A 16,103-nucleotide genomic window follows, 5' to 3' on the forward strand; every position below is an offset into this window, starting at 1 on the left:
GAGCTAGAGAGGTATTAAAGAGAAAGACAGTCAGTGCATGCGCGCAGAGGGCTTGCGTGTCGGCTCGCACTCGCGCTCGAGGGTATGGACCAGGTCGCGGAAGGTCTCCGCATTTTGCTCGTTCAGGCTCATCAGCACCCGGTGGGCCTCCAGCACTTTCTCGCGCGCAGCACACTCGTCCGGGGTGTTGCAATGCAGCGGCTGCGGTTCGCTGCCGTAATCGCGCTGCTCGTCACTGATCTCGATCAGCGCATCAAAGCCCATGGCATCGAGAAGGTGGCGTATCCCCGGGTCGGCACTGAGCGCCAGGGGTTTCTGGCAACCCCGGTCCAGGGCTCGGATGGCGACCTTGGCCATCAGGCCGAGGGTGGTGCTGTCGACCCCCCTGGCATCATGCAGGTCGAACACCACATCGTTGAAGTCCTCATGCGTGAACATCTTATCGATAAAAGTGTCGAAGGACGTGCACAGGTTCAGCCGCACGTCGCCCACCAGTTTGATGACATAAACACCCTCGTGGGCGCCGACCATAATTTGCCCGGACTGCATAACAACCTCTGGCACGCCGGTCAGGAGCGGAACAGCTACTGGGGCGGCGGCGAAAGTTTATCGACAGGGCACTGTGTCAACGCGTTTTCATCGCGCTGCAATCACAGTGCAACTTTGATGCATAAATCGGGCGGAGCTTACTCCTGCATACCGGCAGTGACAAGCTCTGGCCGCCAACAAGCCGGACCATCCGGTCACCGGCGTGCTCCCGCTAGTCCTGGCGAACCGTCAATATGGTAACGTCATCCGGCAGCTCCTCGGAGGTATCCACGTGCAGGGCCCCGCACAGGGTGTCCAGGTCGCCGCGACTCTCGTTAATCTTTTGCAGCAATTGTGCCTCCCGCTGTAACAGGTCCCCCTGCAACAGTTCCAGGACCCCGTCGGAGCAGGCAACCAACCGCCAGCTGGTGGGCAGGCTGGCCCGCAAGACCTGCCAGTTGCCCTGCTCGAACAGGCCCAGGGGCCGGCCCTTGCCAGGCAACCACTCGGCCCCGGCCGACGTCACCAGGGCCGGCATGGGGACCTGGCCGGCCACGGCGTAATGCAGTTTACGCGCCCGGCTGTCGACAACGCCGACAAACATACTGGCGTGCTTGTCGAGGTGGGTGGAGAGCAATTCCCGGTTGATCAGCTGGAGAATTTCGAGGAGATCCGAGTCCAGGGACTCCAGGCTGGCAAAGAGCGGCTTCTCCCGCAGCAGGTGCATAATGCTGTGCTTGATCAGCGCCGTCACCAGTGCCGATGAGACACCGTGGCCCGAGACATCGACCAGGTAAAAGGCGACAAAACGCTCCCCGAACAGGCCGTAATCGATGAAATCGCCGCTCAGGTAGAGAGAAGGCACGAGCCGGTAGGCGGCCTCGATATTGCCCGGGTACTTGTAGGGTGTGCGCGGCAACAGGTGCTGCTGCAACAGGCGCCCGGCTTCCTGGTCCCGCTGCAGCACCTCGACATGCTCGTGCAGCTCCCGGTTGCGCTCCTCGAGCTGCTCGCGGTACTCGTGATTCTGGCGTGCCAGTGCCTCAGCGTCGGTGATACGGGTTACCGCGTGCTCGATAACCGCTTCGTCCTCGATGGGCTGCAGGAGGTAGTCGCTGGCCCCAAGGCGCAGGGCCTGGACCACATCACTCACTTCGCTGTTGGAGGCGATCACCACCACAGCAGCGTCGGGGGATAAGTGCTTGATCTTGCGCAGTACCTCCAGCCCACCCATGTCGGGTAGGTGCAGGTCGGTAATCACCACGCGGTAGAAACCGGGAACAAAGCGGCCGATCCCCTCCAGGCCGGTTTCCGCCTGGTCGACCTCAAATCCCAGGCGAGTGAGGCTGCGCCGCACGAATTCGCGCGACGCGCCATCAGATTCAATCAGTAGCAGGCGCTGGCGGTCAGGCATGAAGCTGGAATGCGGTCTGCTCGCCGCTGGTGGACATCAACTGTCGAAGACATCGGGTTCGTCGGCAGCATCGCCACCGCTTTCATTCGCCGGTCCGGCCGGTTCCTCAACGGTACCGGCATCTTCGCCGCTACCAAATGGGTCACTGTCGTCCGCGGCGGTATCTGCGTCACTGCCGCCACCACCGCCAAAAGGATCATCATCTCCACCGAACGCGTCGTCTTCATCGCCGAAATCGTCATCTACGTTACCGTCGTTGATGAGGAAATCGCGGCGCTGCAGATAGGCGTCGCGCAGCAGGACATAACGGTCGCCCTGCAACAGGGATTCGGTCTTCAGCAGGCTGGCCCGGGTCTGGGTCAGGTCCGTGAACCGCAGGCTGTACCGGGTCTGGTTGTGGTCAACATAGGATACCGGGTCGGTGTAATAGTCCACCGCCATGCTCGGCACGCCGCGCACCGTTGACGGGCCCAGGAAGGGCAGCACCAGGTAAGGACCGGAGGGCACGCCCCAGACGGCCAGCGTCTGGTCAAAATCCTCGCCATCGGTTGGCTCCAGGCCCACATGCTCAGCCACATCGAACAGCCCGGCAACACCCACGGTGGAGTTGATCAGGAAGCGGCCGGCGCCGTTACCCGCCTCTCCCCACTTCCACTGCAGTACGCTGTTGAAGGAATTGGTGATTTCCAGCAGGTTGCCGAAAAAGTTACTGACGCCATGCTGCATGAAAATCGGCGTTACCTGGCGATAGGTAACAGCCACCGGCTTCAACACCCACCGATCTGCGGTGTCGTTGAAGCGGAATACGGCGCGGTTGAACCCCTCCCAGGGATCGCGCGCCACGGGATCCTGGCCGCCGGAGAACTCTTCAGCGGGGTCGAAACCGTACTCGTCCTCAAGGCTGGAATCAGTGGATGCTCCTGCAGTCGATGTATCGTCGTCCCCTCCTTCAGCAAAGGGATCTGCCTCCCCCGCCTCGGCGGTATCGCTGGCAGAGCCATCATCGGTGGGGGCTGCGGCGGACTCACCGGTACCAGAGTCGACAGGCTGGTCCGCCGGCTCATCCCCAGGCTGCCCTGCAGCCTGGACTGCGGCGCCTTCCGCAAAGGGGTCCTCCTGGGCGGCTTGCGCCAGTACAGGACTGGCAGCCAGCAATGTTGCCAGCAACCAAGGCGATTTTACTGTGCGTCCAAGCAAGCCACTGCTCCTCTAATCATTCACCCGGAAGTTGCGCAAATTCTACCGCCGCCCGGGTATGCAGGCCACCCTTGGCAGCATAGCACCTGCCCGGGTTACGGTTTCTGTCAAAGATCAGGCAGTATCGGGCAAGCTGACGGGGAGATTCCACCAGTGCTATTCGAGGGGTTCCAGCCCCGCAATCACACCAGCCTGCAGCAACTGCTGCATAAGGGACTCACCGAAACCTACTACTGCTGACACATCGCCGTGGTTCATTTCCGCGGCGAGGTCTTCGAGCAGCGCCCGCCCGGTTTTGTTCCCAGGCTCCGCCAACTGTAATAGTCGCGCGGTTACGGCATTGATTTCCATGAACCCCACCTCATCCTCACGATTCCGGTATACCAGCAGGAAGGTGGGGTCTGCCGGCGGCTCCTGTGGCTGGAAGCCGGCTCCGATCATATGCACCGGGAAGCGGTAACTCAGGCTCCATGCCAGTGGCGACACCACCGGCACCTGTGCCAGCACATCGCCTTCCAGGTCAAGCCCGCCGGGCAGCTGGGCCGGGTTGACATCAAGCGCCAGCTCTACCCATTCGTAATGCGCCAGCTCCAGCAGGAAGGGCGGATCCGATTCCTGCGTACAGCGCTCTTCCTGCAGGTAGTGCAGGAACTCCTCACTGATTTGCAGGAAATAGGGGCTGCGCGAGGCATGGTGATGGACAAAATCCCGCACCATCCTGTGCCAGGCCTCATCACTGTACAGGCTCCGCAACACCGGAAAACCACTGGCGATAAAAGACTCGATATTGTTGTAGATAAGGTCGCGATAGATGCCCATACGGCGGTCTTCGATCTCCGCCGGGGCCTCATTCTCTACAGGGTTGCGCAGGTGCGCAGCGAACCGGCGCTGCACTTCGGCAAAGTGCGACGCCCCCGAAATGGCACGTTTTTCATCGGTACGCGCGGGCATGGGCCATCCCTCCTGGCGCACTCGCACTGCTTTCAGGCATTGCTGCTCCCGCTGCCCCAGCCTGGAGTTGGCGCACATGTCCCACCTCCTGCACCAGTTCCCGCAGCGGCGGGATATTGAAGTCCCTCTCCAGCAAGGTGGGGAAAACGCCAAAGTGCGCATAAGCTTCCTGCAGCAGCTCCCACACGGGGTCGATTACCGGCGCGCCGTGGGTATCCACCATCAGGTCTTCCGCCTCATTGAAATGGCCCGCCACATGCGCGTAGCGGATCCTTGCTCCGGGAAGCCCACGCAGGAACTCCACTGGATCGTAGCGGTGATTGATGGCATTCACGTAGATGTTGTTGACGTCCAGCAGCAGATCGCAGTCCGCCTCCTCCAGCACGGCGTTGATGAATTCCAGTTCGGTCATTTCCTGGGCCGGTGCCGCATAATAAGAAACGTTTTCCATCGCTATGCGCTGCCCAAGCACATCCTGGACCTGGCGAATCCGACCGGCTACATAAGTCACCGCCTCCGGCGTAAAAGGAATCGGCAGCAGGTCGTACAGGTGGCCGTGGTCGGAGCAATAGCTGAGGTGTTCACTGTAACAACGGATACCGTGCTCGCGGATAAACCCTTTGACGGACTTTACCAGCTCCAGGTCCAGCGGGGACGGAGAGCCTATTGACAGTGACAGACCGTGAATAACGAACGGGTAGCGCTCGGTATATTCGCGGAGCCAGCGACCGTACCGCCCGCCGACATTGATCCAGTTTTCCGGTGCAACCTCAAGGAAGTCAACCGCACCGGGTGGCATTTCCTCCCCCATCATGGAGCGGCGCAGGCCGAGCCCGGCGCCACTTACAGGGTATTCAACGGTCTTGCTAGTGATCATATTGCCTCTTCTGCTGTTGCCAGCAGTGGGAGCGGCAGGGGCGGGGCTACGCCCTACCCCCGCACGGGGACCATGCGGACATTATCCGCCGCATTTACCCTCACCACATTTACCTTCTTTTTTCTTACCTTCTTCGCCGCACTTACCTTCTTTTTTCTTACCTTCTTCGCCGCACTTACCTTCTTTTTTCTTACCTTCTTCGCCGCACTTACCCTCTTTTTTCTTGCCTTCTTCGCCGCATTTACCTTCTTTCTGCTTGTCGTCGCCGTGCTCACTCAGCATGGCCAGGTTGTAACCGGAAGACAGCTCTTCGGCCGCGAAGGGGTTGGCGCTGCCCACACCGGCAGAAGCGTTCATGGATGCCGAAGCGATAAAAGCCGCACCAACTGCCGCGGCCAGGGGCAAATTCTTCTTAGTCATAACAACTCTCCTTTTAATATCCTAATGTACATCAATCCACGCTGACGGAGCGCTTATGCCCGCCTGCCCGGATTATAACCAGCAATCCCATGGAGTGGTCACGGGCTGAGACCAGCAGTATCCCGAAAGCATTCAGCATCCGCGGGTACGTATCTCTGTGTCTCCCGGGTACAGTCGCGGGCCATCGGCGTTTGTTACAGTCCTGACCAGGATTTACTTCCCTGACCTGTGCGCTGGCGCAAACTCCCGGTTCAGGAGCCACCCGGAATCATGACTGTATGGGGAAGGGGGAACCCGCGAGCAAATAAAGAAAAACCGGCCCGCGCACTGAATGCAGCGGGCCGGCCACCGGAACTCCGGCGATAGCGGATGGACAGAACATGAAAAAAACCACAATGACCGCCGGAGCCAAAAGCGGGAGCGGTCACCTTCCCTGGCGCAGGCGCTACCCAAACCCCGACAGCCGTTTCCGTCAATGCTGTATACGGCCGTCAGGGCAGACTGGATTGCTCCAGTTCACTCCAGAGTTTGCCGAGGCGCTTACCGGATACCGGCATCAGCATTTTCAGTGACTGTGCAAACAGGGAGACGCGAAACTCCTCCAGCATCCATCGGTACTGGCGCAGCTCCGGCTCAGAGGCCATCACGCGCGGGGAGTGTTGCTCGGTCAGTGCCAGGAACGGCTCTGCCGCCTTGTGCCACTCGGCCTGCAAACGCCGGTCGCGGTTGGGGTCCAGCGCGGCTTTCTCCAGCCTCAACTCGATGCCCTTGAGGTAGCGGGGGTACTGGCGCAACCACTCGAGCGGCGTGTCGAACAGGCAGCCCCGGTAGAAGAGCCGCTGCAACTGGTGCTGGATATCCCCCACCGCCATCGCCACTGCCAGGTTCTTCTGCTGCTTGATCTGCTTGCGCAGGGGCACCAACTGGCCGAGCGCCTTTACCAGCAGGTCGGCAATTTCCTGCGCCACCGCAACCAGCTCGCCACTGCGCTCCAGCGCCGAGAGGAACTCTGCCTCGGTCCGCGGCCAGCTTTCATCAGGCCAGAACAATTCGCGCACCGCCGCCAGCAGGATGTCGTCGGCCACGTCTTCCCGCCGGCCCAGGTCGGCGGCACTGAGGCCCAGCTCCTTGCCACGCAGCAATTCCTTGCGCAGGTACTTGACCGGCTCCGGCAGGTGCAGAAGCGCCAGCCGGCAGGTACCGGCCCGGGACAGTCGCCAGGCCTCGCGGGGGTTGTCGAGCAGCTTGAGGGAGACACTCTCGCGCTCTTCCTGCAGCGCCGGGTAGGCGCGCACTTTCAGGCCGCCCTGTTCCAGGGTATGGGTTTCCGGCAGGTTGCCGAAGTCCCAGCGAGTGATGCCGTCCCGCTCGAAACCGTCACCGGCGGAGGCCAGCTCGCGCTGGACACGGTCTTTATAACGCGACTGCAGGGTGGGCAGGTCCCGGTCCTGGTCGATCAGCTCACCAGACTCGTCGAGCACCTGGATATTGAAACGATAGAAATCCTCCAGCGACTGCTCGGCGGACTCCCACGCTTCTGCCGGCAGTTCAATGGCCGTCTGTCGGTGCAGCTCGTGCGCCAGCGCCCGCCACAGCGGTGTATCACCAGCCTGCATCCGCGGCAATGCACGGTCCACGGCCGCGGGTACGGGGACAAAGTATTTGCGCCACTGCTTGGGCAGCGCCTTCACCAGCGCGATACATTTATCGCGCAGCAGCCCGGGCACCAGCCAGCTCAGTCGCGCCGCCGGCACCTGGTGCAGGGCGCCCACCGGCACCTGGATACTCACGCCATCATCCACGGCCCCGGGCTCGAAGTGGTAGCCAAGCGGGAACTCGATGCCGCCGGCCCGTAAGTCATCCGGGAATTGCGCCTCACCCACATGCTCAGCGCTCTGCTGCATCAGCAGGTCGCGGGGGATAAACAGGAGTTCGGGATCCTCTTCCTCCACCTTCTTGCGCCAGTGCTCGAAACCCGCCAGGTTGACGATATCGGCCGGGATGCGCTCATCGAAAAAGCGGAACACCACCTCGTCGTCCACCAGGATGTCCCGACGGCGCGACTTGGCCTCCAGGTCACCCAGCTCCTCCAGCAGATCGAGGTAGTGACGGAAGAAACGCCCCTTGCCCCGACGATTCTTGTCGTAGCGCTGCTCTACCAGAGCCTGGCGGATAAACACTGCGCGCGCGGTCTGGGGGTCCAGCTTGCCAAAGTGGATCCGGCGCTTTTCCACCAGTACCAGGCCGTAGAGGGAAATTTTTTCATAGGCCATCACCTGCCCGGCGCGGGCGTCGTAGTGGGGCTCAAAATAATTGCGTTTCACCAGGTGCTCGGCAGCCGCCAGTACCCAGTCCGGCTCGATTTTCGCCACGGTGTGGGCGAACAGGCGGCTGGTCTCCAGCAGCTGTCCGGCCACAATCCAGCGCGGCGGTTTCTTGTACTGCCCGGAGCCCGGGAAAATATGAAAACGCCGGTTGCGACAGCCTATGAATTCCTTGTTTTCATCCCGCACACCGATGTTGCCCAGCAGGCCGGGCAGGATCGCCCGGTGCACCGTGGCGTACTCGGCGGGCTCGCGGTTTTCCTTCAGCTTCAGTTCGCGACTGGCCACCCGGAGCTGGTGGTGGATATCCCGCCACTCGCGCATGCGCAGCCACGACAGGAAGTTTTTCTGGCACCACTTGCGCAACTGGTTTTGGCTCAGCTCCTGGCGCTGCTCCTCGAATCCGTCCCACAGCTGTACGAAAGAAAGAAAATCGGATTTCTCGTGGCGCCATTGGCGGTGTTTTTCATCCGCCGCCTGGCGTTTCTCCGCCGGGCGCTCGCGCGGGTCCTGCACTGCAAGCGCACTGACAACCACCAGCACCTCGCGCAGGCAATCGTGCTCGCCCGCCGCCAGCAGCATGCGGCCCAGCTGCGGATCCAGGGGAAGGCGCGACAGGGCGCGACCAAGCGGCTTTACCTGCCCGTGACTATCCACGGCCTGCAGCTCTTCCAGCAGCTTGTAGCCGTCATTGATCAGGCGCGGGTCGGGCGGGTCGACAAAGGGGAAATTGTGGATATCGCCGATGCGCATCTGCAGCATCTGCAGGATCACCGCGGCCAGGTTGGTACGCAGGATCTCCGCATCGGTAAATTCCGGCCGCTGCTCGAAATCGCGCTCCTCGTACAGGCGCACACAGACACCGGCACTTACCCGGCCACAGCGACCGGCACGCTGGTTGGCGCTGGCCTGGGAGATCGCCTCTACCGGCAGGCGCTGGATCTTGCTGCGGTAACTGTAGCGACTGATTCGCGCCGTGCCCGGATCGATCACGTAGCGGATGCCCGGCACGGTAATGGAGGTTTCCGCCACATTGGTGGCCAGCACGATGCGGCGGCCCTTGTGGCCGTGGAACACCCGGTTCTGCTCTGCCAGGCTCAACCGCGCATACAGGGGCAACACTTCCAGCTGGGGAATCTGTGCATCCCGCAGCGCTTTGGCACACTCGCGGATTTCCCGCTCGCCGCTCATAAACACCAGGATATCGCCGCCGCGCCGGCTGCTGCCCTTTTCTTCATGTAACAGCTCTTCCACTGCCGCGATCACCTGTTCACTCAGGTCCGCATCGCTGTCCGCGGGTGGCCGGTAGTGGATTTCCACCGGGTAGGTACGGCCGGAAACCTCGATGATCGGTGCATCATCGAAATGCTTCGAGAATTTTTCCAGATCAATGGTGGCGGAGGTAATGATCAGTTTCAGGTCCGGGCGCTTCGGCAGCAGGGTCTTGAGGTATCCCAGCAGGAAGTCGATGTTGAGGCTGCGCTCGTGGGCCTCATCAATGATCAGGGTGTCGTACTTGTTCAGCAACGGGTCCCGCTGGATCTCGGCCAGCAGGATGCCGTCGGTCATCAGCTTGACGTGGGTGTGCTCGTCGCTGTGGTCGGTGAAGCGGACCTGGTAGCCCACGGAGTGACCGAGCGGTTGCTGCAGCTCCTCGGCGATACGGTTGGCCACGGTCCGCGCGGCGATACGCCGGGGCTGGGTATGACCAATCTGGCCATAGACTCCACGCCCCAGCTCCAGGCAGATTTTCGGCAGCTGGGTGGTCTTGCCGGAACCGGTCTCGCCGGCCACCACGACCACCTGGTTCTGTGCAATCAGTTCGGCGATCTCATCGCGGCGCGCCACCACCGGCAGCTCTTCCGGCCAGGTGACCTCAGGCAGCTTGTCCCTGCGGGCGGCAGCCAGTGCCCGCGAGGCCTCCAGCTCCTTGCCCAGCTTCTCCAGCATGCGGTCCGCCGGCTTACCCTCCCGCAACCGTCGCCGGGCGCTGTCCAGGGTCTTGCGCAGGCGATGGCGATCGCGCCCCATGCACTCGGTGATGCGGGGCCCGAACTCCTCGCTCAGGGCTTTCAGGGCGGCGGTGGTTTCGGTGTGACTCATAATCCGGAAACTGACTGCAAACGGGCGATTATACCCGCTGGGCCGTGACGGGCTAAATGCCCCGCCGGAGACCAGCAGGTAACGAGCGGCACTGGGATGTGCCGCCCGCCGGCAAAGCCGGCGCGAGCCCCGGAATGCCAGCAGGTTCGCACACCTGCGCCAGCATTCCCGGGGCGACGGTCTGAGCGGTCAGGACGACCGCGAAGACCAGCAGGTAACGAGCGGCACTGGGATGTGCCGCCCGCCGGCAAAGCCGGCGCGAGCCCCGGAATGCCAGCAGGTTCGCACACCTGCGCCAGCATTCCCGGGGCGACGGTCTGAGCGGTCAGGACGACCGCGAAGACCGGCAGGTAAAAAGTGGCGCTGAACTATACTCAAGGCAACACCGTCCCCGGAGGTGCAGCCCGGGCGACACCTTTTCCTATGCCCGGGACTTGCCAGAGGTACCTTCATGCAAGATCTCAAGCCAAAACCGCCCGCCACCGCCGGGGAGATGCTCGGCCATCCCAAGGGGCTGTTCCTACTGTTCGGCACCGAGATGTGGGAACGGCTCAGTTATTACGGCATGCGCGGTATCTTTGTCTTCTACCTGACCTCTGCCGCAGCCGCGGCAGCATTTGGCTGGGAGCAGCTGTCGGATACCGAGCTACAGTCCCAGGCCCTGAGTTACCTGGGCTGGTACGCGATGCTGGTGTACCTGACCCCGATCATCGGCGGCTGGATGGCGGACAACAAATGGGGCCAGCGCCGCTGCATCATGTTCGGTGGCACCCTGATGATGCTGGGCCAGTTCGCCCTGGGCTTTCCCCATAGCTGGCTGCCTGACGGTACCGAAATCTACATGCTCTGGCTGGGCCTGGCGCTGTTGATTGTGGGGAACGGCTTCTTCAAGCCGAATATCTCCACGATGGTGGGTGACCTCTACGATGAGGGTGATCACCGGCGCGATACGGCTTTCACCATTTTCTACATGGGCATCAACCTGGGCTCGATCCTGGGGTACCTGGTCATCGGGTGGATCGGTGAGAAGGTGAATTACCAGCTGGCGTTCTTCACCGCCGGTATCGGCATGCTGCTGGGCCTGCTGCTGCAGATGGCCCAGGCGAAGAAATTCCTCGGTGATATCGGCTTACAGCCCTCGGCCAAGCTGGGGCTGAAAAAGGATACTGCCGACAAGCACAAGCCCCTGACCCCGGAAGAACGCGACCGTATCAAGGTAATCCTGATCCTGGGTGTGTTCACGGTGATCTTCTGGGCCGGCTTCGAGCAGGCGGCGGGCTCAATGAACCTGTTTGCCAAGTACAACACCGACCTGAACGTGATGGGTTTCGAGATCCCGGCCAGCTGGCTGCAGATGGTGAACCCCCTGTTTATCATTATCCTGGCGCCGGTGATGGCGAGCCTGTGGGTGGGGCTGGGCGCACGGGAGCCCAGCTCCCCGGCCAAGTTCAGCATGGGCCTGGTATTCCTGGGCCTGGGCTTTGTCTCCATGTGCGGTGCCGCCCTGCAGATCGGCGATTCCGAGACCATCAAGGCGAGTATCTGGTGGCTGGTATTCGCCTATATCTTCCACACCATCGGCGAGCTGAGCCTGTCACCAATCGGTCTCTCCATGGTCACCAAACTGTCCCCTCTGCGCTACCTGTCACTGATGATGGGGCTATGGTTTGCCTTTATCGGCGTGGCCAACAAGGGGGCCGCGGAAATCGGTAAGCTGGTGGGTGAATCCGGTCCCCTGGCCACGTTCGGTGGCGTCGCCATCGCGGCGATCGGTGCGGGTATCATCCTGTTCCTGATCCGCAACAAGCTGGTGGACTGGATGCACGGTGCCGAGGAGGAGCATACCCGGGTTGGGCCGACCACCCAGGAAGAGATCGGCATCACCGCCGACCACGAGGGGGCACCACAGCGGCACTTCAGGGAATGATTTGAGGTAATCGGGCCGCTCCCCGCGGGAGCGGCCTATGGCCGCGATGGGCCGTGCGGGCACCCGGGGCTCAGCGCCCCTTGACCAACCGGCCGATCGCGCGATCCAGGCCTTCCAGGGTCATGGGGAACATGCGCCCTTCCACCAGCTGCGCGGTCATGCCGATACTGGGCGTGTATTGCCAGTATTCCTCCCCCACCGGGTTCAGCCACACCAGGTTGCTCCAGGTATCCGTTACCCGCTCCATCCAGGCTGCACCGGGCTCTTCGTTCATGTGCTCGACACTGCCGTAGCGGTGGGTGATCTCGTAGGGCGCCATCGAGGCATCGCCCACAAAAATCACCTTGTAGTCGTTACCATAAGTGCGCAGCACCTCAAGCAACGGTGTGGTCTCCTGATAGCGGCGCTGGTTGTCTTTCCACACATGCTCGTAAATGAAGTTGTGGAAATAGAAATACTCCAGATGCTTGAACTCCGACCGGCAGGCTGAGAACAGCTCCTCGCAGGATTTCACATAGGAATCCATGGAGCCGCCCACATCGAAAAAGATCAGTACCTTGATAGCGTTGTGGCGCTCCGGAACCATCTTGATATCCAGCAGGCCGGCATTGCGGGCGGTGGAGGAAATGGTGTCGTCCAGGTCCAACTCTTCGGCGGCGCCGGTGCGGGCGAACTTGCGCAGCTTGCGCAGGGCGACCTGGATATTGCGGGTACCCAGCGACACGCTGTCATCCAGGTTGCGGAACTGTCGCTTCTGCCACACCTTGGCGGCGGACCGGTTGCGGCTGTTGCCGCCCACACGGATGCCTTCCGGGTTGTAACCGTTGTTGCCAAACGGGCTGGTACCGCCGGTTCCGATCCACTTGTTACCGCCGCTGTGGCGCTCTTTCTGTTCCTCCAGGCGCTTCTGGAACTCCTCCAACAGTTTTTCCAGGCCACCCAGGCTTTCGATCTTCGCCTTTTCCTCCTCACTCAGCTGCTTGAGGAATTCGGCCCGCACCCACTCTTCCGGGATCATCTGCTCCAGCAGGTCGTCGAGGGTTTCCAGGTCCTTGAAGTAGGCATCGAAAGCACGGTCAAACTTGTCGAAGTGCTTCTCATCCTTCACCAGGCAGGTCCGCGCGAGGAAATAGAACTCCTCCAGGTCGGCGAACACCAGCCGTTGCTGCAGGGCCTCGATCAGGGCCAGCAGCTCGGTGATGGACGCCGGGAGTTTGTAGCGGCGCAGGTTGAGGAAGAATCCAATCAGCATGGGAAAAGGCCGGCTCAGCGGTTTTCGCGGCGCGCCATAAACGCCAGGCGCTCAAGCATATGCACATCCTGCTCGTTTTTCAGCAGGGCGCCGTAGAGTGGCGGGATGGCACTGGTGCTATCGCGGTTCTTGAGCACCTCCTCGGGGATATCGTCTGCCATCAGCAGCTTCAGCCAGTCAATCAGCTCGGAGGTGGAGGGCTTTTTCTTCAGGCCCGGGACCTCTCGCAACTGGAAAAAGATATCCATCGCTTCCCTGACCAGCTGCTGCTTGATACCCGGGTAGTGCACGTCGACGATCCGGTGCATGGTGTCCCGGTCCGGGAAACTGATGTAGTGGAAGAAACAGCGGCGCAGGAACGCGTCGGGAAGTTCTTTTTCATTGTTGGAGGTGATGATCACAATCGGGCGCTGCCTGGCCCTTACTGTTTCGCCGGTTTCGTAGACGAAAAACTCCATGCGATCCAGCTCCACCAGCAGATCGTTGGGAAATTCGATATCGGCCTTGTCGATCTCGTCGATCAGCAGCACCACGCGCTCGTCAGAGTCGAAAGCCTCCCACAGCTTGCCGCGCTTGATGTAGTTGGCGATGTTGTGCACCCGGTCCACCCCCAGCTGGGAATCCCGCAACCGCGACACCGCGTCGTATTCATACAGGCCCTGCTGGGCCTTGGTGGTGGACTTGATATGCCACTGGATGAGCTTCAGGCCCAGGCTCTGTGCCACTTCCTCTGCCAGCAGGGTCTTGCCGGTGCCCGGCTCGCCCTTGATCAGCAGCGGGCGCTGCAGGGTGACCGCCGCGTTCACTGCCATCTGCAGGTCATCGGTGGCGACGTAGTTGTCGGTGCCGGTAAATTTCATGGTGACTCCCATCGCGAAAGAACAGAGATGGGCAGCATGGTAAGGGATGTCAACGGGAGATCAATGACAATTCAGCATGGATCGCTTGCCCGGACTTTGCAGTATCCGGGACGATGGATTCAGGAATGGCCGGTCACTCACCCACCCGCTCGTCGGCAACCGCCTGCGAGCTGCGCCGGCGCACCACCTGCCGGCCCTTGTCAGTGATATACCAGCGGATGCCCAGGTGGCTGTGGATCTTGCCCACCATCTCCAGCACCAGCAGGCTGTTCAGGGCGCGGGCGGTGGAGTTTGTCTCCATCCCCCCTTCCTGCACCATCCCGCCCAGGGAACGGAACACACACTCACCGGTGTTAAGCAGTTTCAGCACGTGCAGGGCGTTCTCATCGAGCTTGCGGATCTCGTTGAAATCCAGGGTCGGCCCCTGGTCCGGGTCGCCCTCGATTTCATGTTCCAGCAGCGGCATCATCTCCAGCTGCATGGCGCGCAGTTCCTGCTCCAGGTTTTCCACCCGGGCACGGGCAATGCTGGCGTCGCGCAACTGCCGGCGCGCGGCGTTGAATACGAACATGCGCGAGGCGATGGCGGCAAGCAGGCAGTAGCCGGTGAACAGCAGCAGGCGGGAGGGGTCACCCTGGATCTCGATCAGCAGGTCGCTCTGGGTGAACTTGAGGAAGATGGGCACCATCAGTGCGCCACACAGCCCCATGATCAGGCAGCGTGCCAGGCCCGCCGGATCCTCCTCGGTGAACAGCATCTGGTAGTAATTGACCAGGCCACCGAGAATACCGGAGACCAGCATGACAGCACTCAGAATTAACAGATGGTCGAGCATCCGGGCTCCTCTGCCGGGCAGGACCGGAAACCCCTGTGCCCCCGGACCGGAGGCCCGGGAGGCTGTCTGGAAGGGAGGAGGGTTCCCGGGTACCAGGCCACATTCTTGTAGTCACCGGGCCCCGCCTTGCCGCGGGGCCAGCCCTATAGATATAGCAGCTGTCCGCCGGGCGCGGACAGCGCCATGAGGAATTGCGCGCCTTTGCTCGACCGGGCGCGGGAGATCGGTACTGTTACAGCTTCCGGTTATTGATTGCTGTAATAGGGGTCGTCCTCGAACTCGCGACGCTTCTCCCGGCGATGACGCAATATCAGCGCCACCAGCCCCCACAGGGATACCAGGGCAAGCGCCCCACCGGTGGCGAAAACCAGGTTGGCAGTCACTTCCGGGGCTGCCCCTTCTTCCTCAAATACGAGCTGGTAGACAAACATGGGCAGTACCGGCATCGGCGCGGATTCCGGCGTACGCCCCACGGTAGGCACCAGCAGGGCCGCAGCCGCTACCAGCAACAGGGCACGCCGCGGCCATGACCAGCGCCAGTTACGCATAAACCACCAGCCCGCCAGTAACAATACCAGGGTACCGCCCAGGTAAATCATCCAGGCAATTCGAAACTCTTCCGCCATAGTGTCCTGTTCTTAACTTTATGTCTTGTGTTGGTTTTAAACGGGATCGTCACCCACCCAGGTGACAATATGTTCCTCGAAGTCGTCCGGATGTACCAGCTCTTCGCTGATCACGCAGCCCTGTACCGAGATGCCGGCTTCGTGTACGGACTCGGCTCGTCCCGACACCAGCGGATGCCAGTCCTCCAGCGGGCGGCCTTCCGACAGCGCCCGGTAGGCACAGGTCTGCGGCAGCCAGTGGAAATCGGCCAGGTCGCCGGCACGCAACTGGATGCAGTCCGGCACCCGTTGCTTGCGGTTCGGGTAGTCACTGCACCGGCAACTGTGGGTATCCAACAGGCGGCAGGCAACACTGGTGGTGAAGACCTGGCCGGTCTCCTCATCTTCCAGCCGGTGCAGGCAGCAGCGCCCGCAGCCGTCGCAGAGCGACTCCCATTCGGTATCGGTCATCTGCTCCAGTGACTTGTACTGCCAGAATGGTTTGTCGTTCACGGTTCAGCGCTGTAACTTGCTGTTCTGCGCGGCGATCGCACGCATTTCATCGTCGGCAGCGGGCGGCATCTGCAGGTAGAAACCGCGCTCACGGATCTCTTCCAGAACCCTGCCCGCATCGGCCCGCGCCAGCGGCTTGTCCGGTGTAATCAGCAGGGTCACCATATGCTCGGGTTTGCCGAAGAGGTCCAGCAGCTTTTCCGGGACACGCGCGATGCCTTCACGCTTCTCCACGTAAAGATACATTTCCTCTGTCCGCGGGCTGCGGTAGATATCACAAACTGTCTTCACTACGGT

14 protein-coding genes are annotated in these 16,103 nt (G+C 61.5%); 1 reads left to right on the top strand and 13 read right to left on the bottom strand.

All coding sequences use genetic code 11. The annotated features are described in order from the left end of the window. Positions 1–30: 30 nt before the first annotated feature. The 7 genes from LVD11_RS08535 to hrpA form a co-directional block, all read right to left on the bottom strand. The gene (locus LVD11_RS08535; RefSeq protein ID WP_237057926.1) at positions 31–549 is read right to left on the bottom strand and encodes an STAS domain-containing protein; all 519 of its coding nucleotides are present in this window, start codon (positions 547–549) and stop codon (positions 31–33) included. Between the two features lie 211 nt (positions 550–760). Further along, positions 761–1,942 (bottom strand): PP2C family protein-serine/threonine phosphatase, encoded by a 1,182-nt coding sequence (locus LVD11_RS08540; protein ID WP_237057927.1) that lies wholly within the window; start codon positions 1,940–1,942, stop codon positions 761–763. 36 nt (positions 1,943–1,978) lie between these two features. Further along, positions 1,979–3,139: an MlaA family lipoprotein gene (locus LVD11_RS08545; RefSeq protein ID WP_237057929.1), complete on the bottom strand. Its 1,161-nt coding sequence runs from the start codon at positions 3,137–3,139 to the stop codon at positions 1,979–1,981. Positions 3,140–3,295: 156 nt separating this feature from the next. After that, entirely contained in the window at positions 3,296–4,090 is a 795-nt protein-coding gene (locus LVD11_RS08550) for an HvfC family RiPP maturation protein (RefSeq protein ID WP_237057931.1), read from the bottom strand. Then, complete coding sequence (locus LVD11_RS08555) at positions 4,071–4,967, bottom strand: HvfB family MNIO-type RiPP peptide maturase (RefSeq protein ID WP_237057933.1); 897 nt, start codon at positions 4,965–4,967, stop codon at positions 4,071–4,073. The genes LVD11_RS08550 and LVD11_RS08555 overlap by 20 nt, the downstream gene beginning before the upstream one ends. A gap of 81 nt (positions 4,968–5,048) precedes the next feature. After that, positions 5,049–5,387: a hypothetical protein gene (locus LVD11_RS08560; protein ID WP_237057935.1), complete on the bottom strand. Its 339-nt coding sequence runs from the start codon at positions 5,385–5,387 to the stop codon at positions 5,049–5,051. A gap of 491 nt (positions 5,388–5,878) precedes the next feature. Next, positions 5,879–9,742 (bottom strand): ATP-dependent RNA helicase HrpA, encoded by a 3,864-nt coding sequence (gene hrpA / locus LVD11_RS08565; protein WP_439651282.1) that lies wholly within the window; start codon positions 9,740–9,742, stop codon positions 5,879–5,881. A 523-nt stretch (positions 9,743–10,265) separates the two neighbouring features. On the opposite strand from hrpA, the gene LVD11_RS08570 reads away from it, so the two are divergent. Next, on the top strand, positions 10,266–11,741 hold the full coding sequence (locus tag LVD11_RS08570; RefSeq protein WP_237057939.1) for a peptide MFS transporter: 1,476 nt from the start codon (positions 10,266–10,268) through the stop codon (positions 11,739–11,741). Between the two features lie 70 nt (positions 11,742–11,811). On the opposite strand, the gene LVD11_RS08575 is transcribed toward LVD11_RS08570, so the two are convergent. The 6 genes from LVD11_RS08575 to LVD11_RS08600 form a co-directional block, all read right to left on the bottom strand. Beyond that, positions 11,812–12,993: a vWA domain-containing protein gene (locus LVD11_RS08575; RefSeq protein ID WP_237057941.1), complete on the bottom strand. Its 1,182-nt coding sequence runs from the start codon at positions 12,991–12,993 to the stop codon at positions 11,812–11,814. 14 nt (positions 12,994–13,007) lie between these two features. Then, on the bottom strand, positions 13,008–13,853 hold the full coding sequence (locus LVD11_RS08580) for an AAA family ATPase (RefSeq protein ID WP_237057943.1): 846 nt from the start codon (positions 13,851–13,853) through the stop codon (positions 13,008–13,010). A gap of 133 nt (positions 13,854–13,986) precedes the next feature. After that, a complete protein-coding gene (locus LVD11_RS08585; RefSeq protein ID WP_237057945.1) occupies positions 13,987–14,688 on the bottom strand; it encodes a YEATS-associated helix-containing protein in 702 nt (233 codons plus the stop codon). A 245-nt stretch (positions 14,689–14,933) separates the two neighbouring features. Continuing rightward, positions 14,934–15,314, bottom strand: a complete 381-nt coding sequence (locus LVD11_RS08590) for a hypothetical protein (protein ID WP_237057954.1) — start codon at positions 15,312–15,314, stop codon at positions 14,934–14,936. 36 nt (positions 15,315–15,350) lie between these two features. After that, positions 15,351–15,806, bottom strand: coding sequence for a YcgN family cysteine cluster protein (locus LVD11_RS08595; protein WP_237057956.1), 456 nt, complete (start codon positions 15,804–15,806; stop codon positions 15,351–15,353). 3 nt (positions 15,807–15,809) lie between these two features. After that, on the bottom strand, positions 15,810–16,097 hold the full coding sequence (locus LVD11_RS08600; protein WP_237057958.1) for a YcgL domain-containing protein: 288 nt from the start codon (positions 16,095–16,097) through the stop codon (positions 15,810–15,812). Positions 16,098–16,103: the final 6 nt, after the last annotated feature.

Origin of the sequence: Microbulbifer sediminum (assembly GCF_021729035.1) — a bacterium.
Taxonomy (GTDB): domain Bacteria; phylum Pseudomonadota; class Gammaproteobacteria; order Pseudomonadales; family Cellvibrionaceae; genus Microbulbifer; species Microbulbifer sediminum.